This is a genomic window from Streptomyces sp. ERV7 (assembly GCF_001653515.1).
GTDB lineage: Bacteria > Actinomycetota > Actinomycetes > Streptomycetales > Streptomycetaceae > Streptomyces.
The window spans coordinates 381785-406332 of sequence record NZ_LYOY01000051.1 but is presented as its reverse complement, the minus strand read 5'-3'; the positions used below and the strand labels follow the sequence as shown (position 1 = coordinate 406332).

The window sequence follows — 24548 nt, the reverse complement described above, 5'->3', positions numbered from 1 at the left end:
GCGGGCTGAACCTCGGAGCTGCACAGCGCCACGAGCGGCTGCTGTATTCCTTCCTCGGCTGTTACCTCTTAGGTCATCGCACGGTTCCGAGGAGTGTTACGCCCAATCTACGTGGCCCGAGTCACACCCCATTTACGACAGAAACGGCCACAAGGGTCAAAGTGTCCACAATCGCATCGCCGGACCCCCCGAGGTCCGGCGACGCGTACTTCCTCCGGGCGGGTCGGCCGGCCCGAACCCGGCCGCGCTCCGCCGTCAGTGCTCGCGCGGCGCGGGAACGACGCGCTCGACCTCGGGGTGGACGGTGAGCAGCTGCCGCATGGCCGCCTCGGCCGCCGCCCCGTCGGCGCCCGCCAGCGCGTCCACGATCCGGGCGTGATGGGTGAGCGCGGCGTCGGAGGGGCGGTCACAGCCGGTGACCGGTCCGCCGGAGACCTGGAGGGCGGCGCCGACGATGCCGGAGAGGTGCTCCAGCATGCGGTTGCCCGCGGCCTGGATCAGCAGGGAGTGGAACTCCGCGTCGGCCCGCGAGAAGGTGATCACGTCACCCTGGGCGAGGGAGTGGCCCATGATCTCGACCATGTCGCCGAGGCGCTGCTGGAGGTCCTCGCGGCCGTGCCCCGCCGCGAGCCGGGCGGCCAGCGGCTCGATCGTCCAGCGCAGCTCGCTGAGCTCGCGCCGCTGGTCGTCGCGCTGCGGACCGAAGGCCCGCCACTCGATGATGTCGGGGTCGAGCAGATTCCAGTCGCTGACCGGGCGGACCCGGGTGCCGACGTTGGGGCGGGCGCTGACCAGGCCCTTGGCCTCCAGGACGCGGAGCGACTCACGGACGACGGTCCGGGAGACCTCGAAGCGCTGGCCGATCTCCTCGGGGACCAGCGGGCGGTCGGCGCCGAGATCGCCGGAGACGATCATCTGGCCGAGCTGCTGGACGAGTTGGCCGTGCAGTCCTCTCCCGCGGCTGCCCGCCGCGCGGCGGCTCACCCTGCCGAGGTCTGCCTCGGCTCCGTCCCAGGCGGGGAGGGAGACGCGGTCGGCGCCACGCGCCTCCGCGTAGGGATAGCGGTCGAGTTCGCCCGGTCCTGCGAGGCCGGTGTCGGCGGCGCGGGCGGTGGTCATCATGGTGTGCGCAAGGGTACTCACGCATCCTTTGTCGGCGGGACTTCCACGGCCCTTGAGGTCTTTGGTGAAAAGCACACGAAAGGGTGATCGCCGCACCCCTCGCAATTGACGCTTTATCGGAAAGAAGCGGGCATTCTCTGGGGAGTTGTGGCCGTCCGTATCCGCCGAGGTCAGAACCGGGTCACCAACGGGCCCTCGCCCGAAGGCCGGTGACCACGTACGCGCAGAGCAGCACCGCGAGCGACAGTGCGAGGGCCGCGCCCTGCGGCCGGGCGAGCAGGTGCAGCGCCGCGCCGAGCCCGTTGTCCAGTAGATGCGGCCAGCGCAGCCAGGCCACGTCCCGCAGCCGGGCCGGGAGCCCGGCGACCGAACGCGCCTGTGGAGCCGACAGCGCCTTCTGTACGAGGGGTACGACGGCGACCGGCACCGCCAGGACGGCGGCGAGCCCGGCCGCGGTGGCCCGGAAGATCCCGGCCGCGAGCAGCCCGGCCCAGGCACAGCCGACGGTGAGCCCCGCCCAACTCGCCGCCAGCGAGGGCCAGTCCGGCGGGATGCGCACCAAGTCTCCGCCGTACACCAGACGCAGCGCCTGCGCGTCCAGGACGACCGTGAGCGCGGCCAGCAGGAGGGCGGCCGCGGCCGACACCGCGAGCTTGGCCAGCAGCAGCCCGAGCCTGCGCGGGACGGTGCCGCGGTCGGCGGCGAGCGCCGGGTACCGGTACTCCTCGCCGAAGGCGAGCGCGCCGAGGACCCCGGCGCCGAACGCCGCGGGCGGCAGCGGCAGCAGCCCCGGCCAGGCGGCGGCCAGGTGCGGCAGCGGGGTGCGCCCGGTGCGGCCGAGCACCACGGCGAGGGCGACGGAACCGACGAGCACGGCGCCGGCGAGCAGGTACGTGGTGCGCACACCGAGGAGGCGGCGGAGCTCGTAGCGGAGGGGGCGGAGCGGGATGCGGCGCCCCCGGTCCCACTCCGGCGGACCGGATCGCCACGCGCGCGTGGCAGCATGGTCGTGAGCGGCTGACAACGGGCAGTCACGGGGAGGGGTTTGGGGATGAGCGGCTTCAGCAAAGGACTCGGCAAGGTCGAGGTGGCACTGCGGTGGGACCCCAGCCCGGTCGGCTCCCCGGCCCATGACCTCGATGTGATCGCCGCGGTCTACACCGCGTCCGATCCGTACGGCAGCCCCGCCTATCTGGTGCACTTCGACAGCCGCTCGCCCGACGGCACGGTCTATCTGAGCCGCGACAGCACCACCGGAAAGGGGTTCGGCGACGACGAGGTGCTGACGCTGGAGTTCGCCCGCCAGCCCGAGGCCCACGCCCGGATCGTGGTCGGCGTGGTCATCCAGCAGCGCCCGGACCGGCTCGTCTTCGCCGACATCGCCCACCCCGAGGTGCACATCCGCGAGGGCTACACGGAGCTGGCGAGCGACGACTTCTCGGCCGTCGCGCACAGCACGGCCGCCACGGTCGCGGAGTTCGTCAGGACGGCGGGCGGCGCCTGGGAGTTCCACCCGGCCCTGCGCGGCTTCGACCTGGCCCCGGACGCCTTCCCGGCCGCGATGGGCGCCCGGGCCGTCTGACTCCCGCGTACGTAGTACGTAGTACGTGAATGAAGGCCGATGAAGGCCGATGAAGCCCAGGGACGACTTTCCGCCCCGAACGCCCAAGTGGGGACCGGTAGTTCACCGGTCCCCACGGGGCAGGGCCTGTCGGCCCTCAGAAGCGCTCGGGCTGCGAGCGCCTCGTATCAGCTGCAGCCGCTGGTCGAGCCGCAGCCCTCGCAGATGTAGCAGGAGCCGGCCCGCTGCATCTTGGTGCCGCAGGAGAAGCAGAGCGGCGCGTCGGCGCTGACGCCGAGCTGCATCTCGACGAGCTCGGCCGAGTTGTGCACGGCCTTCGGCGGCTCGACGACGGCCGGCTTCGGCGCGGCGACGGCCTTCAGCGTCTCCGTCTGCCGGGGAGCGGACTGGGCCAGGCCCTCGACGTCCATCTCCTCGTCGTCCAGGGTCGGCTCGTACGAACCGGTCTCCAGGTGGCGCTGACGCTCCTCGGCGGAGTGGATGCCGAGCGCCGAGCGGGTCTCGAACGGCAGGAAGTCCAGCGCCAGGCGGCGGAAGATGTAGTCGACGATCGACTGCGCCATCCGCACGTCCGGGTCGTCCGTCATACCGGCCGGCTCGAAGCGCATGTTGGTGAACTTCGAGACGTACGTCTCCAGCGGAACGCCGTACTGCAGACCGACCGAGACGGCGATCGAGAAGGCGTCCATCATGCCCGCGAGGGTCGAGCCCTGCTTGGACATCTTCAGGAAGACCTCGCCCAGACCGTCGTCCGGGTAGGAGTTGGCGGTCATGTAGCCCTCGGCGCCACCGACCGTGAAGGAGGTGGTGATCCCCGGACGGCCCTTGGGCAGACGCTTGCGGACCGGGCGGTACTCGACGACCTTCTCGACGGCCTTGCGGATCTCGGCCTCGGCCTTCTCCGTGACCTCGGCCTTCTCCGTCTCCTTGGCCGACTTGGTCTTCGCGGAGAGGGGCTGGCCGACCTTGCAGTTGTCGCGGTAGATCGCGAGCGCCTTGACGCCCATCTTCCACGCCTCGAAGTAGACCTCCTCGACGTCCTCGACGGTCGCCGTCTCCGGCAGGTTGACCGTCTTGGAGAGCGCGCCCGAGATCCACGGCTGGATGGCGGCCATCATGCGGACGTGGCCCATCGCGGAGATGGAGCGCTCGCCCATGGCGCAGTCGAAGACCTCGTAGTGCTCGGTCTTCAGGCCGGGGGCGTCGATCACATTGCCGTTCTCGGCGATGTGGGCGACGATCGCCTCGATCTGCTCCGGCTGGTAGCCGAGGCGGCGCAGCGCCTGCGGGACCGTGCCGTTGACGATCTGCATCGAGCCGCCGCCGACCAGCTTCTTGAACTTGACCAGGGCGAGGTCGGGCTCCAGGCCGGTGGTGTCGCAGGACATCGCCAGACCGATGGTGCCGGTCGGGGCGATGACCGAGGCCTGCGCGTTGCGGAAACCGTTCTTCTCGCCCAGCCGGACCACGTCCTGCCAGGCCTCCGTGGCGGCGGCCCAGATCGGCGAGTCCAGGTCGTCCACGCGGACGGCCTTGGTGTTCTCGTCCGCGTGCTGCTTCATGACGCGCTGGTGCGGCTCGGCGTTGCGGGCGTAGCCGTCGTACGCGCCGACGACCGCGGCCAGCTCGGCGGAGCGCTTGTACGAGGTGCCGGTCATCAGCGAGGTGATGGCACCGGCGAGCGCGCGGCCGCCGTCCGAGTCGTAGGCGTGGCCGGTCGCCATCAGCAGGGCGCCGAGGTTGGCGTAGCCGATGCCCAGCTGGCGGAAGGCGCGGGTGTTCTCGCCGATCTTCTGCGTCGGGAAGTCCGCGAAGCAGATCGAGATGTCCATCGCGGTGATGACCAGCTCGACGACCTTGGCGAAGCGCTCGACCTCGAAGGACTGGCGGCCCTCGCCGTCGTCCTTGAGGAACTTCATCAGGTTCAGCGAGGCGAGGTTGCAGGACGTGTTGTCCAGGTGCATGTACTCGCTGCACGGGTTCGAGCCGTTGATACGGCCGGACTCCGGGCAGGTGTGCCAGTGGTTGATCGTGTCGTCGTACTGGATGCCCGGGTCGGCGCAGGCCCACGCCGCCTCGGCCATCTTGCGGAAGAGGGACTTGGCGTCGACCTCTTCGATGACGTCACCGGTCATCCGGGCGCGCAGACCGAACTTGCCGCCGGTCTCGACCGCCTTCATGAACTCGTCGTTCACCCGGACCGAGTTGTTGGCGTTCTGGTACTGGACCGACGTGATGTCGTCGCCGCCCAGGTCCATGTCGAAGCCCGCGTCGCGCAGCGCGCGGATCTTCTCCTCCTCCTTCACCTTGGTCTCGATGAAGTTCTCGATGTCGGGGTGGTCGACGTCGAGGATGACCATCTTGGCCGCGCGGCGGGTGGCGCCGCCCGACTTGATGGTGCCGGCGGAGGCGTCGGCACCGCGCATGAAGGAGACCGGGCCGGAGGCGTTGCCGCCGGAGGACAGCAGCTCCTTGGAGGAGCGGATGCGGGAGAGGTTCAGGCCGGCGCCGGAGCCGCCCTTGAAGATCATGCCCTCTTCCTTGTACCAGTCGAGGATCGACTCCATGGAGTCGTCGACGGACAGGATGAAGCAGGCGGAGACCTGCTGGGGCTGCGGGGTCCCGACGTTGAACCAGACGGGGCTGTTGAAGCTGAAGACCTGGTGCAGGAGGGCGTACGCCAGCTCGTGCTCGAAGATCTCGGCGTCCGCGGGCGAGGAGAAGTAGCCGTAGTCCTCGCCGGCCTTGCGGTACGTCTTCACGATCCGGTCGATGAGCTGCTTGAGACCGGTCTCGCGCTGCGGGGTGCCGACGGCCCCGCGGAAGTACTTGCTGGTGACGATGTTGACCGCGTTCACCGACCAGAAGTCGGGGAACTCGACGCCACGCTGCTCGAAGTTGATCGAGCCGTCGCGCCAGTTGGTCATGACGACGTCACGACGCTCCCAGGCCACCTCGTCGTACGGGTGCACGCCGGGGGTGGTGTGGATGCGCTCGATACGCAGACCCTTGCTGGCCTTGGAACCCTTGGTGCGGGATCCTCGTGCCGGGCCGCTCGTCGTCTCTGTCATGCCGCCTCCCATACGCGGGCGAAAACGCCCAAAAGTGCCCGAATGTTCCCGTGGCACGGTGTTTGTCTTGTGCCCCGGGCGCCGCGCAGAGCGCCCGTGACAGGTCCTGGATTGCCGCCGATCGGCGACCGGAGTCCGCCGGTCAGTCGGCAGCGGTGGCGGGCACGGGGACCGCGGGGGTCACTCCGGCCACGCGCGCGTCCGCGTCGTCCGCGGGAGGCCGTTGTTCGCGCAGTTCCGCGATGGCGGCCTCGAAGTCTTCAAGGGTGTCGAATGCCCGGTACACGGACGCGAAGCGCAGGTACGCGACGAGGTCGAGCTCCTGCAACGGGCCGAGTATGGCCAGACCCACGTCATGGGTGGTCAGCTCGGCGCTGCCGGTGGCGCGCACCGCCTCCTCGACCCGCTGGCCGAGCTTGGCGAGGGCGTCCTCGGTGACCGGCCGTCCCTGGCACGCCTTGCGGACCCCAGAGATGACCTTGGTGCGCGAGAAGGGTTCGGTGACGCCCGACCGCTTGACGACCATCAGCGAGGCCGTCTCCACCGTCGTGAAGCGACGGGAGCAGTCGGGGCACTGGCGGCGCCTGCGGATCGACGTGCCGTCGTCGGTCGTCCGACTGTCGACGACACGGCTGTCGGGGTGCCTGCAGAAGGGGCAGTGCATGAATCCCAACCCTCCTTCGCAGCACGACTGAATGGCCTCGCCAGGCCTGAACAGGCCCCGCGAAGCAGCCACAAGCATAGGCGATGGCCGCGGTCCGAAGGACCAACGACCACAACTTCTGGGCGGCAGTGGCAATCCAACCACTAGATCTGGGGTTTCGCCGACAACTGCCCACTACCGCGTGTCGCGGAGCGGTCGCGCAGGGAGCAGCGCCGGGAGGCTTGATTCCGGCCCGTGTCCGCGCGGGCCCGGAGGGCGACGGAACACCCGTCCGACAGCCGGCGAACGGGCGCGCCCGACCCCGATTCCGGGCGACCGGATGGCAGACTGGGAGCCCGGTACCGGCCATCGCGGCGCGGTCGTACGTACGCACGACCCGGCAGTCGTCGGCGACGCTCCCGGGCGGCGCCTTCGGGCTCGGCCTCAGCGGTGAAGGGTACCGTAATCGACCGAATTGCCTGCCGACCGGCCCCGGTAAGGGCACCCGCATACACCCGGCCCCATCATCACGTCACGCTTTCTGCGATTTTTCACTCGAACGTGTGTTTGGCGCAACCTTTCGAAAGCAACTACCGTTGTCCAGCTAGGGAGACCATTTCGAGAGGGGCCGACGTGACCACCACCGCAGACAGTGCCACCATCACTGCCCAGGACCGCTCCCAGACCCGACTTGAGCCGGTGCATGCCATGAATGACGCAGTCACGAACCAGGAGGGCGGCGACCCAGCGCGGGCCACGCGCTCGCTGCCCGGCCGACCTCCGGGCATCAGGGCGGACAGCTCCGGTCTCACCGACCGGCAGCGGCGGGTCATCGAGGTCATCCGCGACTCCGTCCAGCGCCGGGGGTACCCGCCGTCGATGCGGGAGATCGGCCAGGCGGTGGGTCTCTCCAGCACGTCCTCCGTCGCCCACCAGCTCATGGCCCTGGAGCGCAAGGGCTTCCTCCGCCGCGACCCGCACCGCCCCCGGGCGTACGAGGTGCGCGGCTCGGACCAGCCCAGCACCCAGCCCACCGACACCACCGGCAAGCCCGCGGCCTCCTATGTGCCGCTGGTCGGCCGGATCGCCGCCGGCGGCCCCATCCTCGCCGAGGAGTCGGTCGAGGACGTCTTCCCCCTCCCCCGCCAGCTGGTGGGCGACGGCGAGCTCTTCGTCCTCAAGGTCGTCGGTGACTCGATGATCGAGGCCGCGATCTGCGACGGCGACTGGGTCACGGTGCGCCGCCAGCCGGTCGCGGAGAACGGCGACATCGTCGCCGCGATGCTGGACGGCGAAGCCACCGTGAAGCGGTTCAAGCGCGAGGACAACCACATCTGGCTCCTCCCGCACAACGCCGCCTACCAGCCCATCCCCGGTGACGAGGCGACCATCCTCGGCAAGGTGGTGGCGGTGCTGCGGCGGGTCTGACCGACCCGCCGGCGAGGACCGGCCCCGGGACCCCCTGCGCCGGTCCCGGGGCCCTGTTGTGCCCGGGGGCCACCCCTCGGCAGGGTCAGGGGCTGTTGCCCCTTCCGCCCGCCGGGGCCTGCCTCGCCGCCAGGGCGCCGACGGGCCGACTACTTCCCGTCGGCCTTGGCGACCGCGTCGATCGCAGCGAGCGAGCGGCGTACCTGGTTGCGGTCCGTGGTGTACCAGAAGTCCGGCAGCGAGGCCCGCAGATAGCTGCCGTAGCGCGCGTTGGCCAGCCTGGGGTCGAGTACGGCGACGACGCCCCGGTCCCCGGTCGCCCGGACCAGACGGCCCGCGCCCTGCGCCATCAACAGCGCGGCATGGGTCGCGGCGACCGCCATGAAGCCATTGCCGCCGCCCTCCTCCACCGCCTTCTGCCGAGCGCTCATCAGCGGGTCGTCGGGCCGGGGGAACGGGATCCGGTCCATGATCACCAGCTGGCAGCTCGCGCCCGGCACGTCCACGCCCTGCCAGAGGGAGAGCGTGCCGAACAGACAGGTCTCCGGGTCGCCCGCGAACGTCTTGATCAGCTCACCGAGCGTGTCCTCGCCCTGGAGCAGGATCGGCTTGTCCAAGCGGCCGCGCAGCTCCTCGGCGGCGGCCTGGGCGGCCCGCATCGACGAGAAGAGGCCCAGGGTGCGGCCGCCCGCCGCCTCGACCAGCTCCGCCAGCTCGTCCATCATGTCGCCGCGCGAGCCCTCCCGGCCCGGCGTGGCCAGATGCCGGGCGACATAGAGGATGCCCTGCTTGGGGTAGTCGAAGGGCGAGCCGACGTCGATGCCCTTCCACTGCGGCACGTCCTCGCCCTCGGTGCCCTCCGGCGCCAGGCCCAGCGAGGCGCCCACCCCGTTGAAGTCACCGCCGAGCTTGAGCGTGGCCGAGGTGAGCACCACCGAACGGTCGGTGAAGAGCTTCTCCCGCAGCAGCCCCGAGACGGAGAGCGGGGCGACCCGCAGGGAAGCCCCGAAACGGTCGTGCCTCTCGTACCAGACGACGTCGTACTCGGATCCGTTGGAGATCCGCTCGGCCACCCCGTGGACGCTCTCGACCGCCGCGAGGGCCTGCTTGCGCACCGCGTCCTCGTCCTGCACGGACTTGTCCCGGGTGGAGCCGAGCGCCGAGATCACCGTACGAGCGGCGTCGCGCAGCGCCATCAGGGCGTACCCGAGGTCCTCCGGGACCTCCTCCAGACGGCCGGGCAGCGCGAGCTCCATCAGCCGCTCGAAGCCCTCGGCGGCGGTCTGGAGCTGGTCGGCCGCCTTCTCGTTGACGAGCTTGGCGGCCCGCCGCACGGCGCGGTTTACCTGCCCCGGAGTGAGCTCGCCGGTGGCGACGCCGGTGACCCGGGAGACCAGCTCGTGCGCCTCGTCGACGATCAGCACCTCGTGCTGCGGGAGCACCGGGGCGCCCTCGATGGCGTCGATGGCGAGCAGGGCGTGGTTGGTGACCACCACGTCCGAGAGCTTGGCGCGCTCGCGGGCCATCTCCGCGAAGCACTCCGCCCCGTACGCGCACTTCGAGGCGCCCAGGCACTCCCGGGAGGAGACGGACACCTGGCCCCAGGCGCGGTCCGAGACACCGGGCGTCAGATCGTCCCGGTCGCCGGTCTCCGTCTCGTCGGCCCAGTCCCGCATCCGCAGCAGGTCCTGCCCGAGCTTGCTGGTGGGCGCGGCCGCCTCGAACTGGTCGAAGAGGCCGTCCTCCTCTTCCTGCGGCACTCCCTCGTGCAGGCGGTGCAGACAGAGGTAGTTCGAGCGGCCCTTGAGCATGGCGAACTCCGGGCGGCGGCGCAGCTGCGGGTGCAGCGCGTCGACCGTACGCGGAAGATCACGCTCCACGAGCTGCCGCTGGAGCGCCAGGGTCGCCGTGGCCACCACGACACGCTCGCCGTGCGCCAGCGCCGGCACCAGATAGCCCAGGGACTTTCCGGTGCCGGTGCCGGCCTGGACGAGCAGGTGGGAACCGCCGTCGATGGCGTCGGCGACGGCCGTGGCCATGGTGACCTGGCCGGGGCGCTCCAGGCCGCCGACGGCGGAGACGGCGGCGTGCAGGAGATCGGGGAGAGATGGCTTCGTCATAGCCCGTCCACCCTAATCCGTGGGTAAGACAGTGCCGGACGAGACCACAGTTCGTTACGGGCTGTTCGAGCAGTGGGGTCGTGACACTTACGTCCACCCGGGCAATCGATGCCTCCCCGTAGATCGCGTGCGCGGTCCCGCTGCTCGTGGTGGTGACGGTCGCGTGGGCGCCGGACGGATGCCTTCAAACAGCCAGGCGCGTGAGGCCTCGTGCCAGACCGTGCGCCGTCCGGCGCCCTCGCCTCCGCCATCACCTCCGTCAACACCCTCGCCATGGTCACTCGTTGGTGTTGGTGGTGCGAGCCCGCCGCATGGTGACTCCTTGATACGCCCGAGCCGTTTGAGCTCCCGCTTAGACCGGGGCCCGTGGGGATGAGCTGGTGCCACGAACGGCTACCGAGGTGTCGGCCCGGCCCGTGGTGGTTGAGGCCTGGGATTAGGGCGCCGCGTGGTCCCGCATGAGCTCGTGACCAGCACAGACCTGCACCATGGGGAAGGAAAGACCTTGATCTACTGCGGCATCGACTGGGCGGAAAGGACACATGACGTCGCCCTGGTCGACGACACCGGCCGATTACTGGCCAAGCGGCACATCACCGACGATGCGGCCGGTTACAAGATCCTGCTGGACCTGCTCGCCGAGCACGGCGACACGGAGGAGAACCCGATCCCGGTGGCGATCGAGACCTCCCGCGGCCTGCTCGTCGCTGTTCTCCGGGCCGGCAAGCGGCAGGTGTTCGCGATCAACCCGATGGCCGCCGCCCGCTACCGCGACCGCCACTCCGTCTCACGCAAGAAGTCCGACCCCGGCGACGCCCTCGTGCTGGCGAACATCCTGCGCACCGACATGCACGCCCACCGACCCCTGCCAGGCGACTCCGATCTCAGCCGCGCCATCGCTGTCCTGGCCCGCGCCCAGCAGGACGCCACCTGGAACCGGCAGCAGACTGCCAACCAGCTGCGCTCGCTGCTGCGCGAGTACTACCCGGCCGCCCTGGCAGCCGTCGAGACCTGGAAGAACGGTCTGTGCCGCCCCGAGGCCTTCGAGTTCCTCCGCCTCGCCCCGACGCCGTCCCAAGCCGCGAGGCTGACCCGCGCCCAGCTTCAGGCCGCGCTCAAGCGGGCCGGCCGCAAGCGCGGCATCGATGCGGATGCCGAGCGGCTCCGCGAGGTCTTCCGCGCCGAGTGGGCCCACCAGCCACCTCTGGTCGAGGACGCCCTGGGCAAGCAGATGCTCGCCCTCCTCATCCAGCTCGAAGCCGCCTCCAAGGCCGCCGACGACCTGGCCGAGGCGGTGGCAGAGGCTTTCCCTCAGCACCCGGACGCCGAAGTGATCCTTAGCTTCCCCGGCCTCGGCATCCAGCTCGGCGCCCGGGTGCTCGCCGAGATCGGAGACGACCACACCCGGTTCGCCGACGCCCGCGGACTGAAGGCCTACGCCGGCTCCTCACCCATCACCAGGGCCTCCGGCAAGAAGTCCTCCATCACCCGCCGGTGGGTAAAGAACGACCGGCTCAACCACGTCGGATACCTCTGGGCGTTCTCCGCGATCACCGCCTCACCCGGCGCCAAAGCCCACTACCGCAAGCGGCGTGACGAGCACGGGGACTGGCACGCAGCCGCCCAGAGAAACCTCTTCAACCGCATGATCGGACAGCTCTACCACTGCCTACAGCACAACAAGCCGTTCGAAGAACAGACCGCGTTCCCCACCCAACTTGCCGCAGCCGCTTGACAAGTTAGGGCCCCGAGGTGTCTACGGGGCACCACTGACAATCCGATCACGTCGGCGGTGCGAGGGGGTTCGGGACGGTGCCCGCGACGGCCGCGTGCGGGCGCTCGGGGCGGTCCCGGTAGCCGTCCAGGTGCAGTCGGTTCCGGTTGAGACAGAGCCGCTCGATACGGGGTGTGAGCAGGTCGAATGTCTCGTAGCGCTCCTTGAGCTCGGGGAACCGTGCCTGGTGGCGCAGGATCTCGTCGCGTACCAGCGCCCAGAAGTCGCTCCCCGGAACGTCCAGTTGCTCCTCGCACAGCGGCGCGAGATAGCGGAACACACCGACGAAGAGACCGGAGTGGATGAACTGGGTGATGAAGGACGGCGGCTCGGTCAGGAGGACGCCCCGTACGTCGTCGGGCATCGAGTCGTGCTCGGGCAGCGACTCCGCGCTGATGTTGACGTCGTCCACGAAGTCCTTGATCGCCAGGCGTACGGGCACGTCGTGGTCGTCGAAGACGACGATGGCGTTCTCGCCGTGCGGCGAGAAGACCGTCCCGTAGCGGTAGAGGAAGCGCAGCAGCGGCGGCAGCAGTGCGCCGAACAGGCGGCGCAGCCAGACCTGGGGAGGGAGGCCGGAGCGGGCGACGAGTTCGGCGGTGAAGGCACGTCCCTGCGGATCGGTGTGGAGCAGCGAAGCGAGAGTACGCGCGCGCTCCCCCGCCGCGAGCTGGGTCTGCAGCGGCTCGCGCCAGATCGCTCCGAGCAGCTCTTTGTACTGGTACGGAACCTCGGCGAGGTGGTCGTACAGCGGGTGCTCGACCGCCACGGAAGCCACCTCGCCGAGCAGGATCACCCCGCATTCGTCGCGCAGGAACGGATCGGCGTCGCGCAGGGCGTGGACCCAGGCGGTGACGGCCGGGGCGGCGAGCGTGCGCTCCGTGGGCAGTCCGCGCCAGACGAGTGTGTTGAGGATGGACAGCGGCAGCTTCACGGTGTGCCGGTCGGGGCGTGAGGTGTTGAGGAAGGTCCGGATGGACTGCTGCGGCAGCCGGAGGTCGGCGTCGCCCGGCAGCGGGACGATCGCGCCGTCGGCGACGGCCGGGGCGAAGAGCGGCAGCACCACCTCGTCCCACTGCCAGGGGTGCACGGGCAGGTAGAGGTAGTCCTCCGGGGCGAGACCACGCGCGCGCAACGCGGCGGCGAAGCCCTCGCGGACGGCCGGGTCGAGCTCCCGTGCGTAGAGCCGGTCGGGCGTGGCGAGCGCGTCGACGCCCCGGTAGCGGGCGAGGTCGGTGCGGACCGCGATCCAGGGCAGCCGGGTGGGCCTGCGGGCCTCGGGCGCCCAGCGTGCGGTGTCGACGGCCGAGAACCCGACCCGCCCCTTGTTCAGGACGAGCCAGGGGTGCCCCGTCTGGTGGCCCTCCAGATCCGCGTACCCGAGCTCGGCGAGGCGGGCGGCGGGCAGCGCGGTGTGGTCGAGGCGGGTGTCGGCGGCGAGCGTGGCGGTGAGCTCGCCGACGAGGTGGCCGAAGGTGGCGCCGTCGAGCCCGAGCGTGCGGCGGGCGCGTACGAGGAAGGCGAGCGGGTCGGTGAAGGGCTGCCCTCGGTGGCTGATGGAGTCGGCGTCGACGAGCCAGTCGTCGTACGCGCCGCGCCGGGCCCGGAAGGAGAGGGCGGAGCCGTCGTCCAGGGGCTGGGTGTACGTGCTGGGCCCCTGCTCGGGGCCGTGTTCCTGCTCGGGGCCGTCCGCTCGCCCGCGCCCGCCCTCCGGTCGGGGGGCCTCGCCGCCGCCGACCCGCTGCGCGACCGGCTCGATGATCCCTTCGTACGCGAAGGCCCCGAGCGTCTTGGCGAGCAGCCGGCGGGCCGCGCGGCCCCAGGCTTCCCGGTTCAGCTCGGGCGGTGCGTACGGTTCGGGCGGTGTGGGCGGCTCCTCCCGTTCCTCGGAATCATCGGGGACAAGCAGATTCGGCAAGGCGACTCCTCGGGGTGGAACCGATTCGGTTCGAGCGGTGTATGTAGGGCAGCGGGTGGTTCACAGCAGGTTCCTGAGCGCGCGATCACGAACCATGAGGGCGGCCCGCTTGTCGGGAAGGTCGACTTCCGCGAAGAACCGGAAGCCGGCGCTCAGAAAGGCGGAGACGGAGGGGGTGTTGCGCAGATCGGGTTCAGCGACCACTCGGGGACAGAGCGGCCGGTTGTCGAGTACGAGATCGGCGACGGCCCGGAGCAGCACGGTGCCGACCCCTCGCCCGCGATCGGCGACACCTCCGATGAGGAGGTGGATCCCGGTGTCGTGCGGCCGCGCCGGATAGTGCCGGGCCAGCGGGTCGAGATCGGCCCGGTAGATCTCCCAGTAGCTCATGGGGGCGCTGTCGAGCAGGCCGAGGCACGGCACGCTCCGCCCGTCGCCGTCGAGTTGGGGACGGAGATGGGCCGCCGTGACCGAGTCGGGCCCGGCCAGCTCCCAGAAGGCGGCCACGGCGGGATCGTTCATCCAGGTACTCAGAAGGGAGAGGTCACGTTCGACACGGACGGGTACGAGCTGGAAGACGCCGACGGGTGTGGCGACCGGTCCCCACACCCCCGGGCAGTCGAGCAGGTCGTCTCCGCCGGGGTGGAAGGCGATGGGGGACGTGGTGGGAGAGGTGATGGGGGACGCGTCGATCCGGGCGTATGAGCCGGGCGGCTGCGATGTCCGCTGCGGGTAGGGCTGCCGGGTCAGCGCCTCGGGCCGGTGGCCGGGCGTCGCCGCGAGCCTCTGGCCGGAGGTCTGGTGGCGTGCCTGCTGACGTGGCTGCTCGGGTGGCTGCTCGGGTGCGGTGCGGGGGGCCGCATCGGAGCGGGCGGCTCGGGGGCCGACCTTGGGGCCGACCTCGGGCCCGGGCCCGGCGGAGTGCGGCAACCCGGAGTCGGGGTTCCGGGAGTCCGGGACGCCGGACTCTGGAGCGCCGGACTCTGGAATGACGAAGTCCGGGGCGCCGACGCCCGGGATGGCGGAGTCCGGGACCCCCTCTTCGCCGCTGCCGTCAGCCCCGCCGCCCTCGGCGCCGCCTCCCACCTCCGCCGTGCCGGTCCCGACTGTCCTCGACTCTCCGAACAGCGCGACGAGTTCATAGGGCAGCCGCATGTCCAGCGTGTCCTCGGCGCCGCCGGGCTGAGGGGCGGGACCGGCTCCGGCGTCGGCGTCGGTGCTCGCATCGGTGGGAGGCACGGCGACGCTCCTCTCTCGTCATTCAGCTGTTCGTGGGGATCAAGTTCCGGTGGTGTGGAGGGGGTTGGCGATGGTGACGTAGACGGACTGGGTGTCGACCGGGCCGACGAGCTCGTCGAGGCCGTGCAGCCGGGTCATGAGGTTGGCCTTGCAGCGCAGGGTCGGGCTGTCCAGCAGCTGTGCGGGCAGTGGTGAGCCGAGCACGGTGGCCTTGGCCAGGAACTGCCGCAGGGCGGCGAGGAGTACGCGCTCGTCCGCCAGGCGCTGGGCCCCGAAGGCGCCGACGAGGCCGAGGACGTTGTTGATGCCGAGGTAGTAGGCGAAGCGTTCGTCGGTGACGGCGTCGGAGACGAAGGTGTCGCTGGTGGTGCCGACTCCGGGCAGCCGCCGTTCGAGGGCGTCCCGGTGGGACTCGCGGAAGTAGTAGCCCTGGTTGTCCCGGTAACGGCCGCCGACGGGCCAGCCGTCGGGGTCGAGCAGCACCAGCGTGTTCTGCTGGTGGGCTTCCAACGCGATCCCGGCCGTGGCGTCCAGCCAGAGCACGGGGCGGACGACCTGGTCGAGGTAGCGCAGGAACCACTCGGCGGCCACGGCCGGGGCCGGACGGCCGGTGCGGGCGGCGAGCTTGGCCACGATGTCCGCGAGTCAGAAGTACGGCGGCCGGTAAGCACGCTGACGGCTGACGACGACAAGGCCCGCCCCCTCGTACGGAGGGGACGGGCCTTGTTCACTTCCTGAGCGAGCCGGTCGGCGCCCGGCCGCGCGCGGTCAGTGCTTGGCCGGTACGTACGGAGCGAGCTCCGCCGCCAGCACCTCGTGCACCCGCGCCTTGAGCAGCGTGCCCTCCGGGGTGTGCTCCTCGGAGATCACCTCGCCCTCGGCGTGCGCGCGCGAGACCAGCTGTCCGTGCGTGTACGGCACGAGGGCCTCGATCTCGACCTCGGGGCGCGGCAGTTCGGCGTCGATGATGCCGAGCAGCTGCTCGATGCCCATGCCCGTACGGGCGGAGACCGCGATGGAGTGCTTCTCGATCCGCAGCAGGCGCTGGAGGACCAGCGGGTCCGCCGCGTCCGCCTTGTTGATCACCACGATCTCGGGCACGTCGACCGCGCCCACCTCGCGGATCACCTCGCGCACGGCGGCCAGCTGCTCCTCCGGGTCGGGGTGCGAGCCGTCCACCACGTGCAGGATCAGGTCGGAGTCGCCGACCTCCTCCATGGTGGAGCGGAACGCCTCGACCAGGTGGTGCGGCAGGTGCCGGACGAATCCGACGGTGTCGGCCAGCGTGTACAGCCGGCCGCTGGGCGTCTCGGCCCGGCGCACGGTCGGGTCGAGGGTGGCGAACAGTGCGTTCTCCACCAGCACGCCGGCGCCCGTGAGGCGGTTGAGCAGCGAGGACTTTCCGGCGTTGGTGTACCCCGCGATGGCCACCGAGGGGACCTTGTTGCGACGGCGCTCCTGGCGCTTGATCTCGCGGCCGGTCTTCATCTCCGCGATCTCCCGGCGCATCTTCGCCATCTTCTCGCGGATCCGCCGCCGGTCCGTCTCGATCTTGGTCTCACCGGGGCCACGGGTGGCCATGCCGCCGCCGGACGAGCCGGAGCCACCACCACCCATCTGCCGGGAGAGCGACTGGCCCCAGCCGCGCAGCCTGGGCAGCATGTACTGCATCTGGGCCAGCGAGACCTGTGCCTTGCCCTCACGGGACTTGGCGTGCTGGGCGAAGATGTCGAGGATCAGGGCGGTCCGGTCGACCACCTTGACCTTGACGACGTCTTCCAGATGGATGAGCTGGCCGGGGCTCAGCTCACCGTCGCAGACCACGGTGTCGGCGCCGGACTCCAGGACGATGTCCCGCAGCTCCAGCGCCTTGCCGGAGCCGATGTAGGTGGCCGGGTCGGGCTTGTCACGACGCTGGTAGACGCCGTCGAGCACCATCGCGCCCGCCGTCTCGGCGAGGGCTGCGAGCTCGGCCAGCGAGTTCTCCGCGTCCTTGAGTGTCCCCGTGGTCCAGACGCCCACCAGCACGACGCGCTCCAGGCGCAGCTGGCGGTACTCGACCTCGGTGACGTCTTCCAGCTCGGTGGAGAGGCCCGCCACGCGCCGCAGGGCGGCACGCTCGGAGCGGTCGAACTGCGCGCCGTCCCGCTCGCCGTCGATCTCGTGGCTCCAGGCGACGTCCTCTTCCATCAGGGCATCGGCCCGAAGGCTCTCGGTGCGGTTCTTCTCCGCGAAGCTCTGCTCGTCCTGGGAAGGGGATGAAGAGGAGGTCATTGGATCCTTACGTCGTTGGAATTGCGGTTACGCCGGTCACAACGCGTAGTGGACCCGAAAGATTCCCGAACGGAATCCGGCCCCGGCAGCGCCGCCGACCCGTCGATGGTCGCACGGTGCCACCGGGGCCGTCACGCGGGTTTTCCCGGCCTCAGGCGTGGCGGGGTGCGGTGGGGTCCTCGCGTTCGTCGGCCGCCGGGTCGGCGCCGTCGCCGGGCCCGCCCCCGGCGTACGGGTTGCCGAGGGCGATGACGCCGGCCTCGGCGACCTTGTGCATCTGGTGGGTGCGGATGAGGACTTCGGCGACCGCGCCGTCGGAGCTCGCCACCGCCGTGTGCAGCGACTGGTACAGGTTGAACTTGGGGGCCGCGATGAAGTCCTTGAACTCGGAGATCACCGGCGTGAAGCAGGTGTGCAGCTCACCGAGGACGGCGTAGCAGTCGGCGTCCTCGCCGACCAGGACCAGGAGGCGGCCGAAGTCGGTGCCGCGCAGTTCCCCGCGTTTGAGCTGGACGCGGTGGACGGAGACGAAGTGCCGTGGCCGGATGAGGACTTCGCTGGCGATGCCCGCCTCGCGCAGCACGGCCCGGACGCCGTCCGCGATTACGGTCAGCGGGTCCTCGACGCCCGAGTTGGCAGCGATCAGGGCCCGGGTGTGCTCGTACTCCTCGGGGTGGAGGATGGCGAAAACCAGATCCTCCAGTTCGGTCTTGAGGGCCTGCACCCCGAGCCGTTCGGCCAGCGGGATCAGCACGTCACGGGTGACCTTGGCGATCCTCGCCTGTTTCTCCGGGCGCATCACGCCCAGGGTGCGCATGTTGTGCAGCCGGTCCGCGAGTTTGATCGACATCACCCGTACGTCGTTGCCGGTGGCGACGAGCATCTTGCGGAAGGTCTCGGGCTCGGCCGCGGCCCCGTAGTCGACCTTCTCCAACTTGGTGACGCCGTCCACCAGATAGGTGACTTCCTCACCGAACTCCGCCCGCACCTGATCGAGCGTCACCTCGGTGTCCTCGACGGTGTCGTGCAGCAGCGAGGCCGTCAACGTGGTGGTCTCGGCGCCCAGTTCGGCCAGGATCAGGGTGACGGCCAGCGGATGCGTGATGTACGGCTCGCCGCTCTTGCGGAACTGGCCGCGGTGGGACGTTTCCGCGAGCACGTACGCGCGCCGCAGCACCGCCAGGTCGGCGTCGGGGTGGTGGGCCCGGTGTGCCTCGGCGACATGCCCGATGGCGTCGGGCAGCCGGTCGCGGGACGTGGGGCCCAGCAGAGCGGCCCGGCCCAGCCTGCGGAGGTCGATCCTGGGAAGGCCGCGGCGGCGACTTTGTGCGTCAGGATTCGTGGCCTCTGCACTCATGGGGCACCTCCGGCAGCATCGACCGGCGGTGGAAAGGCAGGCGTGCCCTCCGGGCCGGTGCTTGATGCTACCGACCCCACCACGTGGCGCAGTCCGGCTCTCGCTCAGCGTGAACCGGATCACCCATTCGAGCGAAGGTTCAGGCCATGGCTGTTTCAACCGGTTCGAGAAGCACCGGGTCGATCACGCCTTCGGCGACGATCACGGCGGGGCCGGTCATCTCGATCTCGCCGTCGGGGAACTCCGTGATGACCAGGGTCCCGCCCGGGAGGTCCACCGTGTACGTCACGGGGGCGCCGGTGACGGCGGGGTCAGCGCCGTCCCTGCGCGCCGCCGCCACGGCCACCGCGCACGCGCCCGTGCCGCAGGAGCGGGTCTCTCCGGAGCCGCGCTCGTACACCCGCATCGCCACGTGGCCGGGGCCCCGGTCGACGACGAACTCGACGTTCACACCGTCCGGGTAGACGCCGGCCGGGCTGTACGGCGGCACCGACCGCAGCTCGCCCGCGTGGGCCAGGTCCTCGACGAAGGCGACCGCGTGCGGGTTTCCCATGTTGACGTTGCGGGCGGGCCAGCTGCGGCCGTCGAGCGCGACCGTGACGCCCTCGTGCGGCAGCACGGCGCGGCCCATGGAGACCGTGATGTCGCCGCCCTTGGAGATGTGCGCCTTCTTGACGCCGCCCCGGGTGGCGATGGCCAGGTCGCCCTCCTCGACGAGCCCGGCGCGCTGGAGGTACCCGGCGAAGACCCGCACGCCGTTGCCGCACATCTCGGCGATCGAGCCGTCCGAGTTGCGGTAGTCCATGAACCACTCGGCCTCGCCGGCCATCGCCCTCGCCTCGGGGTGGGCGGCGCTGCGCACGACGTGGAGCAGCCCGTCGCCGCCGATGCCGGCCCGGCGGTCGCACAGCCGGGCCACGATGGAGGCGGGCAGGTCGACGGCGTTGTCCGGGTCGGGAAGGATCACGAAGTCGTTCTCGGTCCCGTGGCCCTTGAGGAAGGTGAGCGGCGAGGTGTTGTTCACGCCGTCAATCGTACGGGTGCCCACCGACAACGGGCCGGGGACTCCGGGGGCGGGGCGACGGATCCCGCCCGGGCGGAGGAGCGGCGCCGCTCAGCGCAGGCGGGCGACGCGCCAGACGGCCAGTGCCACCGCCGCGGCCAGGCCGCCCACGTACAGCCCGATCACCCGCCAGTCGGGGCGCTCGCCGGATCCGCGCGCGGGCAGCCCCGGCCAGGTGTAGCCGACCCGGCGGGCGGCCATCATGCCCCAGCCCGCGGCACAGCAGCTGATCAGAAGGCCGAGCATGGCCACGACGGGGCCGCCGTCGCCGAACTCGAAGGCGAGAGGGAAGGCGAACATCAGCGAGCCCATGGCCGCGAGCATCACGATCGGTGCGAGCTGCCAGATCCGCAGTCTGCGCTGCGGGCGGATCTCGACCTCGACCTCGCCGCCCTCGGCGAGCACGCCGTCGTCCTGCGGCCCGTCGGGGGTGAGTCCGACGGCTCCCGGCACGGTCGGGCCCAGGGCGCCGACGCCCAGCTCCGCGGGGCTCGGCTCCGGGGCGTCGCGGTGGGCGGGCTCCCGTCCGGCGTCGCTCACGTCCGGCCCTTCCGACACTGCCGTCACTTCCGAAGGACCCGGTCGCGCGGGCTCGTCCCGCGCTCCGTGCTCTCTGTCGCGAGGGCCGGCCTCCATCGCCACGCGCCCTCCCAACTAGGACTCCACTGGTCGATCGAGGTCGATGATGGCACGCGCGCGGGTGCCGGAATGACCGGTGGTGCGTCCCGATGCCATCACGTGATCAGGCTGTGACCGCTCGTTCGACCAACGTCAGCGCCTGCCCCGGGAGTTCCCCGCGGTGCTCGACGGCGCCGCTCAGCCAGTGGACGCGTGGGTCCCGGCGGAACCAGGAGTCCTGGCGGCGCGCGAAGCGCTTGGTGGCGCGCACCGTCTCGGCGCGCGCCTCGTCCTCGGTGCACTCCCCCGCGAGCGCCGTGAGCACCTGCTGGTAGCCCAACGCGCGCGATGCGGTGCGGCCCTCCCGCAGTCCCTGGGCCTCCAGCGCGCGCCGTGAGCACCTGCTGGTAGCCCAACGCGCGCGATGCGGTGCGGCCCTCCCGCAGTCCCTGGGCCTCCAGCGCGCGCACCTCGTCCACCAGACCCGCCTCCCACATCCGGTCGACCCGGACCGCGATCCGCTCGTCGAGCTCGGGGCGGCCGACGTCGACGCCGATCTGCACGGTGTCGTACACCGAGTCGTGGCCGGGCAGGTTGGCCGTGAACGGCTTGCCGGTGATCTCGATGACCTCGAGGGCCCGCACGATCCTGCGGCCGTTGCTGGGCAGGATCACCCGCGCCGCCTCCGGGTCGGCCTCGGCCAGGAGCCGGTGCAGGGCGCCGGGACCGTCCTGCTCCAGCTCGCGCTCGAGACGCGCGCGTACCTCGGGGTCGGTGCCGGGGAAGTCGAGCACGTCGATCGCACCGCGCACATAGAGGCCGGAGCCGCCGACGAGGACGGGCGTGCGGCCCTCGGCGAGCAGCCGGTCGATCTCGGCGCGGGCGAGCTTCTGGTACTCGGCGACACTGGCGGGCTCGGTCACGTCCCAGATGTCCAGGAGGTGGTGGGGCACCCCACCGCGCTCCTGGAGCGTCAGCTTGGCGGTGCCGATGTCCATCCCCCGGTAGAGCTGCATCGAGTCGGCGTTGACGACCTCGCCGCCGAGCTGCTGGGCCAGGAAGACACCCAGATCGGACTTTCCGGCCGCTGTCGGGCCGACGACGGCGATGACCCGCGGTGCGGGAGCTGCAGTTCTCACTGTCACAGTCTCGCAAACCTCGGGCGCCGTCCCCGAACGAGCTACGTGACGGGGTGCATGCGGGTTCGTTGCCTGTTGCGAGGTTCCGACCGCCGGTTTGCCGAACCGGTGCCCCCGGGCGACGCAATGAGGCGCTCCGGATGGGGCGGGATTTCGCCCACACGAGTACGCTATGGAGTAGATATGGGCGTTTTTTCAAGGTTTCGCCGTAAGGCGGCAGAGGCGTCAACTGAGGAGGCGGCGGCCGCCACCCTGACGGCCGAGCCCGAGGCGGCCGAGGAGGCCGCGGAGGGCAAGCCGGAGGGCGCCGCTTCCACGGAGGAGTCCGAGCCCGCAGCAGAGGCCAAGACGGCGGAGCCCGCCGAGCCGGCCGCCGCCGAGGGCATGGAGATTCCCAAGCAGCAGTCGGCCGAGGAAGCCGCGGACAACGAGGCGGGCGAGAGCGCCCGGAAGTAACGTGGCGTACGCACGTATTTCGTACCGTCCCCTGGTCGAGGGCGCACAGCTCCCGAGATGAGGGCAGAGGGAAGGTGACCACATGGGCTTCCTGGACAACTTGAAAGCCAAGCTGGCCCCCGCCAAGGACAAGGTGTCCGACTTCGCGCAGCAGCACGAGGACAAGATCGGACAGGGGCTGGACAAGGTCGCCAAGACGGTCGACGAAAAGACCAAGGGCAAGTACAGCGACAAGATCCACACAGGTACCGGGAAGGCCAAGGACGCCCTGGACCGGATCTCGCACAAGGACGACGGCGGCACCCCTCCACCGTCGGCCTGATCACCTCGGGGACGGCCGTGGAGCGCTCGAGCTCCACGGCCGTCCCCGTGTGCCCGGCGGCTCCGCCGTGCGTGGCTCAGGACCAGACGGCGACGAAGTACCCCACGCCGTACGGCGCGTCCTCGTACAGCAGCCGGCCCGCGAGGCCCGCCCCCTCGGCGGCGCCCGCGAGCACCTGCCAGGGGGCCCGGCCGGCCGCCTTGAGTTCCTGGGCGAGCTCCGCGTCCAGCTCCAGCAACGCGCGCGTGTCGGCGGCGCCCAGCGCGCTCGCCACCCCCGCGTCGAAGGCTGTGGCGCGCTCGTCGAGGTAGCCGGGGGCCTTGAGGGTGCGGCAGGCGCTGCCGTCGCCCATCACCAGGAGGGCGACCCGGTCGGCCCTGCCGCCCAGGCTCCGGCCCGCGTCGGCGCAGCGCGCGGCCTCCAGCGGCTCGCCGACCCCGAGGCCCTCGACCGGGGCGTCCGACCATCCGGAGCGCTCCAGCAGCCAGGCGCCGACGGCGAGCGAGGGCGGCAGTTCGCGCGCGTTGCCGTCCGGTTCGGCCGGCGCCCGGCCCAGACGTACGTCAAGGTCCACGCCGAAGGGCGCGAAGGACCCGGGCGCGCCCTGGGGGTGCGGGCCGCGCGCCGTCTGGTCGGCGGGGCCGACCACGACGAGCAGGTCGGGCCGGGAGGCGGCCAGCAGCCCCACGGCGTCGGCGCAGGCGTCACGCGCGGCATCGAGCTCCGGCGCGGCGCCGGAGGCGACCGCGGGCACCAGTAGCGGCGGACAGGGGCAGACGGCGGCGGCTACGAGCATGATCCGCAGCGTAGTGGGTACGCCCGGCCCCGGCCCGTCACGGACGCCACGAACCGGCCACGCGCGCGTGGGAGGGGATTCAGACCACCCACCTACGCGCGCGTGACCAGGGCGTCAGACGACGCTGCACCCGCCCGTCGCGGCCGGAAGTGGCTCGGGGACGCCGATCTTCGGCAGACCCAGCAACACTCCGGCGGGCTGTGCCGGGGCCGCGTTGCGCTTCTCCCAGGCGTCGCCCGCGCGGGTGCGGCGCACGGCGCCGGTCGGGCCCTCGGCGAGCAGGTGGTGCGGGGCCGCGTACGTGATCTCGACGGTCACCACGTCGCCGGGGCGCACCTCCTGCTCCGGCTTGGTGAAGTGCACCAGACGGTTGTCGGGGGCGCGGCCCGAGAGCCGGTGCGTGCTGCCGTCCTTGCGGCCCTCGCCCTCGGCGACCATGACCTCCAGGGTGCGGCCGACCTGCTTCTTGTTCTCCTCCCAGGAGATCTCCTCCTGGAGGGCCACCAGACGCTCGTAGCGCGCCTGCACGACCTCCTTGGGGATCTGCCCCTCCATGGTGGCCGCGGGGGTGCCGGGGCGCTTGGAGTACTGGAAGGTGAAGGCGTTCGCGAAGCGGGCCTCGCGGACCGCGTGCATGGTCTGCTCGAAGTCCTCCTCGGTCTCGCCGGGGAAGCCCACGATGATGTCGGTGGAGATGGCCGCGTGCGGAATGGCGGCGCGGACCTTCTCGATGATCCCGAGGAAACGCTCCTGCCGGTACGAGCGGCGCATCGCCTTCAGGATGGTGTCCGAGCCGGACTGCAGCGGCATGTGGAGCTGCGGCATCACGTTCGGCGTCTGCGCCATCGCGGCGATCACGTCGTCCGTGAAGTCGCGCGGGTGCGGCGAGGTGAAGCGGACCCGCTCCAGCCCCTCGATCCCGCCGCAGGCGCGCAGCAGCTTGGAGAAGGCCTCGCGGTCGCCGATGTCCGAGCCGTAGGCGTTGACGTTCTGGCCGAGCAGGGTGATCTCGGAGACGCCCTCGGCGACCAGCGCCTCGACCTCGGCGAGGATGTCGCCGGGACGGCGGTCCTTCTCCTTGCCGCGCAGCGCCGGGACGATGCAGAAGGTGCAGGTGTTGTTGCAGCCGACGGAGATGGAGACCCAGGCCGCGTAGGCGGACTCGCGCCGGGTCGGCAGCGTCGAGGGGAACGCCTCCAGCGACTCGGCGATCTCGACCTGCGCCTCTTCCTGGATGCGGGCGCGCTCGAGGAGCACCGGCAGCTTGCCGATGTTGTGCGTGCCGAACACCACATCCACCCAGGGCGCCCGCTGGACGATGGTGTCGCGGTCCTTCTGGGCCAGACAGCCGCCCACGGCGATCTGCATCCCGGGCCGCTTCGTCTTCATCGGGGCGAGCCGGCCGAGATTGCCGTACAGCTTGTTGTCGGCGTTCTCGCGCACCGCGCAGGTGTTGAAGACGACGACGTCGGCGTCACCGTCGCTGCCCTCGGGCGCGCGTACGTAGCCCGCGCCCTCCAGGAGGCCGGACAGCCGCTCGGAGTCGTGCACGTTCATCTGGCACCCGTAGGTGCGCACCTCGTACGTTTTCAAACCCTCTACCTCGCTCATCTCGTACACCAGGGT

At 71.0% G+C, this 24548-nt stretch carries 16 protein-coding genes and 4 pseudogenes; 5 read left to right on the top strand and 15 right to left on the bottom strand.

The window, feature by feature from the left end:
- Positions 1-255 precede the first annotated feature (255 nt).
- Both A8W25_RS24690 and A8W25_RS24685 read right to left on the bottom strand, forming a co-directional pair.
- Complete coding sequence (locus A8W25_RS24690; protein ID WP_199831822.1) at positions 256-1143, bottom strand: FadR/GntR family transcriptional regulator; 888 nt, start codon at positions 1141-1143, stop codon at positions 256-258.
- 160 nt (positions 1144-1303) lie between these two features.
- A pseudogene (locus A8W25_RS24685) lies at positions 1304-2077 on the bottom strand (ABC transporter ATP-binding protein); the annotation flags it as partial.
- A gap of 96 nt (positions 2078-2173) precedes the next feature.
- Between A8W25_RS24685 and A8W25_RS24680 the strand changes: the two are divergent.
- A complete protein-coding gene (locus A8W25_RS24680) occupies positions 2174-2704 on the top strand; it encodes a TerD family protein (protein WP_067165103.1) in 531 nt (176 codons plus the stop codon).
- Positions 2705-2871: 167 nt separating this feature from the next.
- On the opposite strand, the gene A8W25_RS24675 is transcribed toward A8W25_RS24680, so the two are convergent.
- Positions 2872-5775, bottom strand: coding sequence for a vitamin B12-dependent ribonucleotide reductase (locus A8W25_RS24675; protein ID WP_067167145.1), 2904 nt, complete (start codon positions 5773-5775; stop codon positions 2872-2874).
- Between the two features lie 142 nt (positions 5776-5917).
- Positions 5918-6439, bottom strand: coding sequence for a transcriptional regulator NrdR (gene nrdR / locus A8W25_RS24670; protein WP_067165100.1), 522 nt, complete (start codon positions 6437-6439; stop codon positions 5918-5920).
- A 612-nt stretch (positions 6440-7051) separates the two neighbouring features.
- On the opposite strand from nrdR, the gene lexA reads away from it, so the two are divergent.
- Positions 7052-7846: a transcriptional repressor LexA gene (gene lexA / locus A8W25_RS24665; RefSeq protein WP_067165097.1), complete on the top strand. Its 795-nt coding sequence runs from the start codon at positions 7052-7054 to the stop codon at positions 7844-7846.
- Positions 7847-7995: 149 nt separating this feature from the next.
- On the opposite strand, the gene A8W25_RS24660 is transcribed toward lexA, so the two are convergent.
- Entirely contained in the window at positions 7996-9966 is a 1971-nt protein-coding gene (locus tag A8W25_RS24660; protein WP_067165094.1) for an ATP-dependent DNA helicase, read from the bottom strand.
- 505 nt (positions 9967-10471) lie between these two features.
- Here A8W25_RS24660 and A8W25_RS24655 point away from each other — a divergent pair.
- Positions 10472-11701, top strand: coding sequence for an IS110 family transposase (locus A8W25_RS24655; RefSeq protein WP_067165092.1), 1230 nt, complete (start codon positions 10472-10474; stop codon positions 11699-11701).
- A 46-nt stretch (positions 11702-11747) separates the two neighbouring features.
- On the opposite strand, the gene A8W25_RS24650 is transcribed toward A8W25_RS24655, so the two are convergent.
- The 8 genes and pseudogenes from A8W25_RS24650 to miaA form a co-directional block, all read right to left on the bottom strand.
- Positions 11748-13649 carry an IucA/IucC family protein gene (locus tag A8W25_RS24650; RefSeq protein ID WP_067167142.1) on the bottom strand — a complete coding sequence of 634 codons (1902 nt, stop codon included), beginning with the start codon at positions 13647-13649 and terminating at the stop codon, positions 11748-11750.
- A gap of 69 nt (positions 13650-13718) precedes the next feature.
- Positions 13719-14408: a GNAT family N-acetyltransferase gene (locus tag A8W25_RS32915; protein ID WP_079126481.1), complete on the bottom strand. Its 690-nt coding sequence runs from the start codon at positions 14406-14408 to the stop codon at positions 13719-13721.
- Positions 14409-14936: 528 nt separating this feature from the next.
- Positions 14937-15542: pseudogene (locus tag A8W25_RS24640) on the bottom strand (IucA/IucC family C-terminal-domain containing protein); the annotation flags it as partial.
- Between the two features lie 123 nt (positions 15543-15665).
- Complete coding sequence (gene hflX / locus A8W25_RS24635) at positions 15666-17171, bottom strand: GTPase HflX (RefSeq protein ID WP_067165084.1); 1506 nt, start codon at positions 17169-17171, stop codon at positions 15666-15668.
- A 163-nt stretch (positions 17172-17334) separates the two neighbouring features.
- A pseudogene (locus A8W25_RS24630) lies at positions 17335-18528 on the bottom strand (HD domain-containing protein); the annotation flags it as partial.
- A 139-nt stretch (positions 18529-18667) separates the two neighbouring features.
- A complete protein-coding gene (gene dapF / locus A8W25_RS24625) occupies positions 18668-19552 on the bottom strand; it encodes a diaminopimelate epimerase (RefSeq protein WP_067167140.1) in 885 nt (294 codons plus the stop codon).
- A gap of 90 nt (positions 19553-19642) precedes the next feature.
- On the bottom strand, positions 19643-20233 hold the full coding sequence (locus A8W25_RS24620) for a hypothetical protein (RefSeq protein WP_079126351.1): 591 nt from the start codon (positions 20231-20233) through the stop codon (positions 19643-19645).
- Positions 20234-20333: 100 nt separating this feature from the next.
- Positions 20334-21348 (bottom strand): annotated as a pseudogene (gene miaA, locus A8W25_RS24615) (tRNA (adenosine(37)-N6)-dimethylallyltransferase MiaA).
- Between the two features lie 183 nt (positions 21349-21531).
- Between miaA and A8W25_RS24610 the strand changes: the two are divergent.
- Positions 21532-21804 (top strand): hypothetical protein, encoded by a 273-nt coding sequence (locus tag A8W25_RS24610; protein ID WP_067165081.1) that lies wholly within the window; start codon positions 21532-21534, stop codon positions 21802-21804.
- 82 nt (positions 21805-21886) lie between these two features.
- Positions 21887-22126, top strand: coding sequence for an antitoxin (locus A8W25_RS24605; protein ID WP_067165078.1), 240 nt, complete (start codon positions 21887-21889; stop codon positions 22124-22126).
- 76 nt (positions 22127-22202) lie between these two features.
- Here the strand turns inward: A8W25_RS24605 and A8W25_RS24600 are convergent, their stop codons facing one another.
- Both A8W25_RS24600 and miaB read right to left on the bottom strand, forming a co-directional pair.
- On the bottom strand, positions 22203-22922 hold the full coding sequence (locus A8W25_RS24600) for a class III extradiol dioxygenase subunit B-like domain-containing protein (RefSeq protein ID WP_067165075.1): 720 nt from the start codon (positions 22920-22922) through the stop codon (positions 22203-22205).
- Positions 22923-23036: 114 nt separating this feature from the next.
- A complete protein-coding gene (miaB, locus tag A8W25_RS24595; RefSeq protein ID WP_067167135.1) occupies positions 23037-24533 on the bottom strand; it encodes a tRNA (N6-isopentenyl adenosine(37)-C2)-methylthiotransferase MiaB in 1497 nt (498 codons plus the stop codon).
- Between the last annotated feature and the right edge of the window lie 15 nt (positions 24534-24548).

What these genes read in the sequence shown, in the direction of transcription:
- A8W25_RS24680 (WP_067165103.1), top strand. Translation starts at nt 2,174, where the DNA reads ATGAGCGGCTTCAGCAAAGGACTCGGCAAGGTCGAGGTGGCACTGCGG.
- A8W25_RS24675 (WP_067167145.1), bottom strand. Translation starts at nt 5,775, where the DNA reads ATGACAGAGACGACGAGCGGCCCGGCACGAGGATCCCGCACCAAGGGT.
- nrdR (WP_067165100.1), bottom strand. Translation starts at nt 6,439, where the DNA reads ATGCACTGCCCCTTCTGCAGGCACCCCGACAGCCGTGTCGTCGACAGT.
- A8W25_RS24660 (WP_067165094.1), bottom strand. Translation starts at nt 9,966, where the DNA reads ATGACGAAGCCATCTCTCCCCGATCTCCTGCACGCCGCCGTCTCCGCC.
- hflX (WP_067165084.1), bottom strand. Translation starts at nt 17,171, where the DNA reads ATGACCTCCTCTTCATCCCCTTCCCAGGACGAGCAGAGCTTCGCGGAG.
- A8W25_RS24610 (WP_067165081.1), top strand. Translation starts at nt 21,532, where the DNA reads ATGGGCGTTTTTTCAAGGTTTCGCCGTAAGGCGGCAGAGGCGTCAACT.
- A8W25_RS24605 (WP_067165078.1), top strand. Translation starts at nt 21,887, where the DNA reads ATGGGCTTCCTGGACAACTTGAAAGCCAAGCTGGCCCCCGCCAAGGAC.
- A8W25_RS24600 (WP_067165075.1), bottom strand. Translation starts at nt 22,922, where the DNA reads ATGCTCGTAGCCGCCGCCGTCTGCCCCTGTCCGCCGCTACTGGTGCCC.
- miaB (WP_067167135.1), bottom strand. Translation starts at nt 24,533, where the DNA reads ATGAGCGAGGTAGAGGGTTTGAAAACGTACGAGGTGCGCACCTACGGG.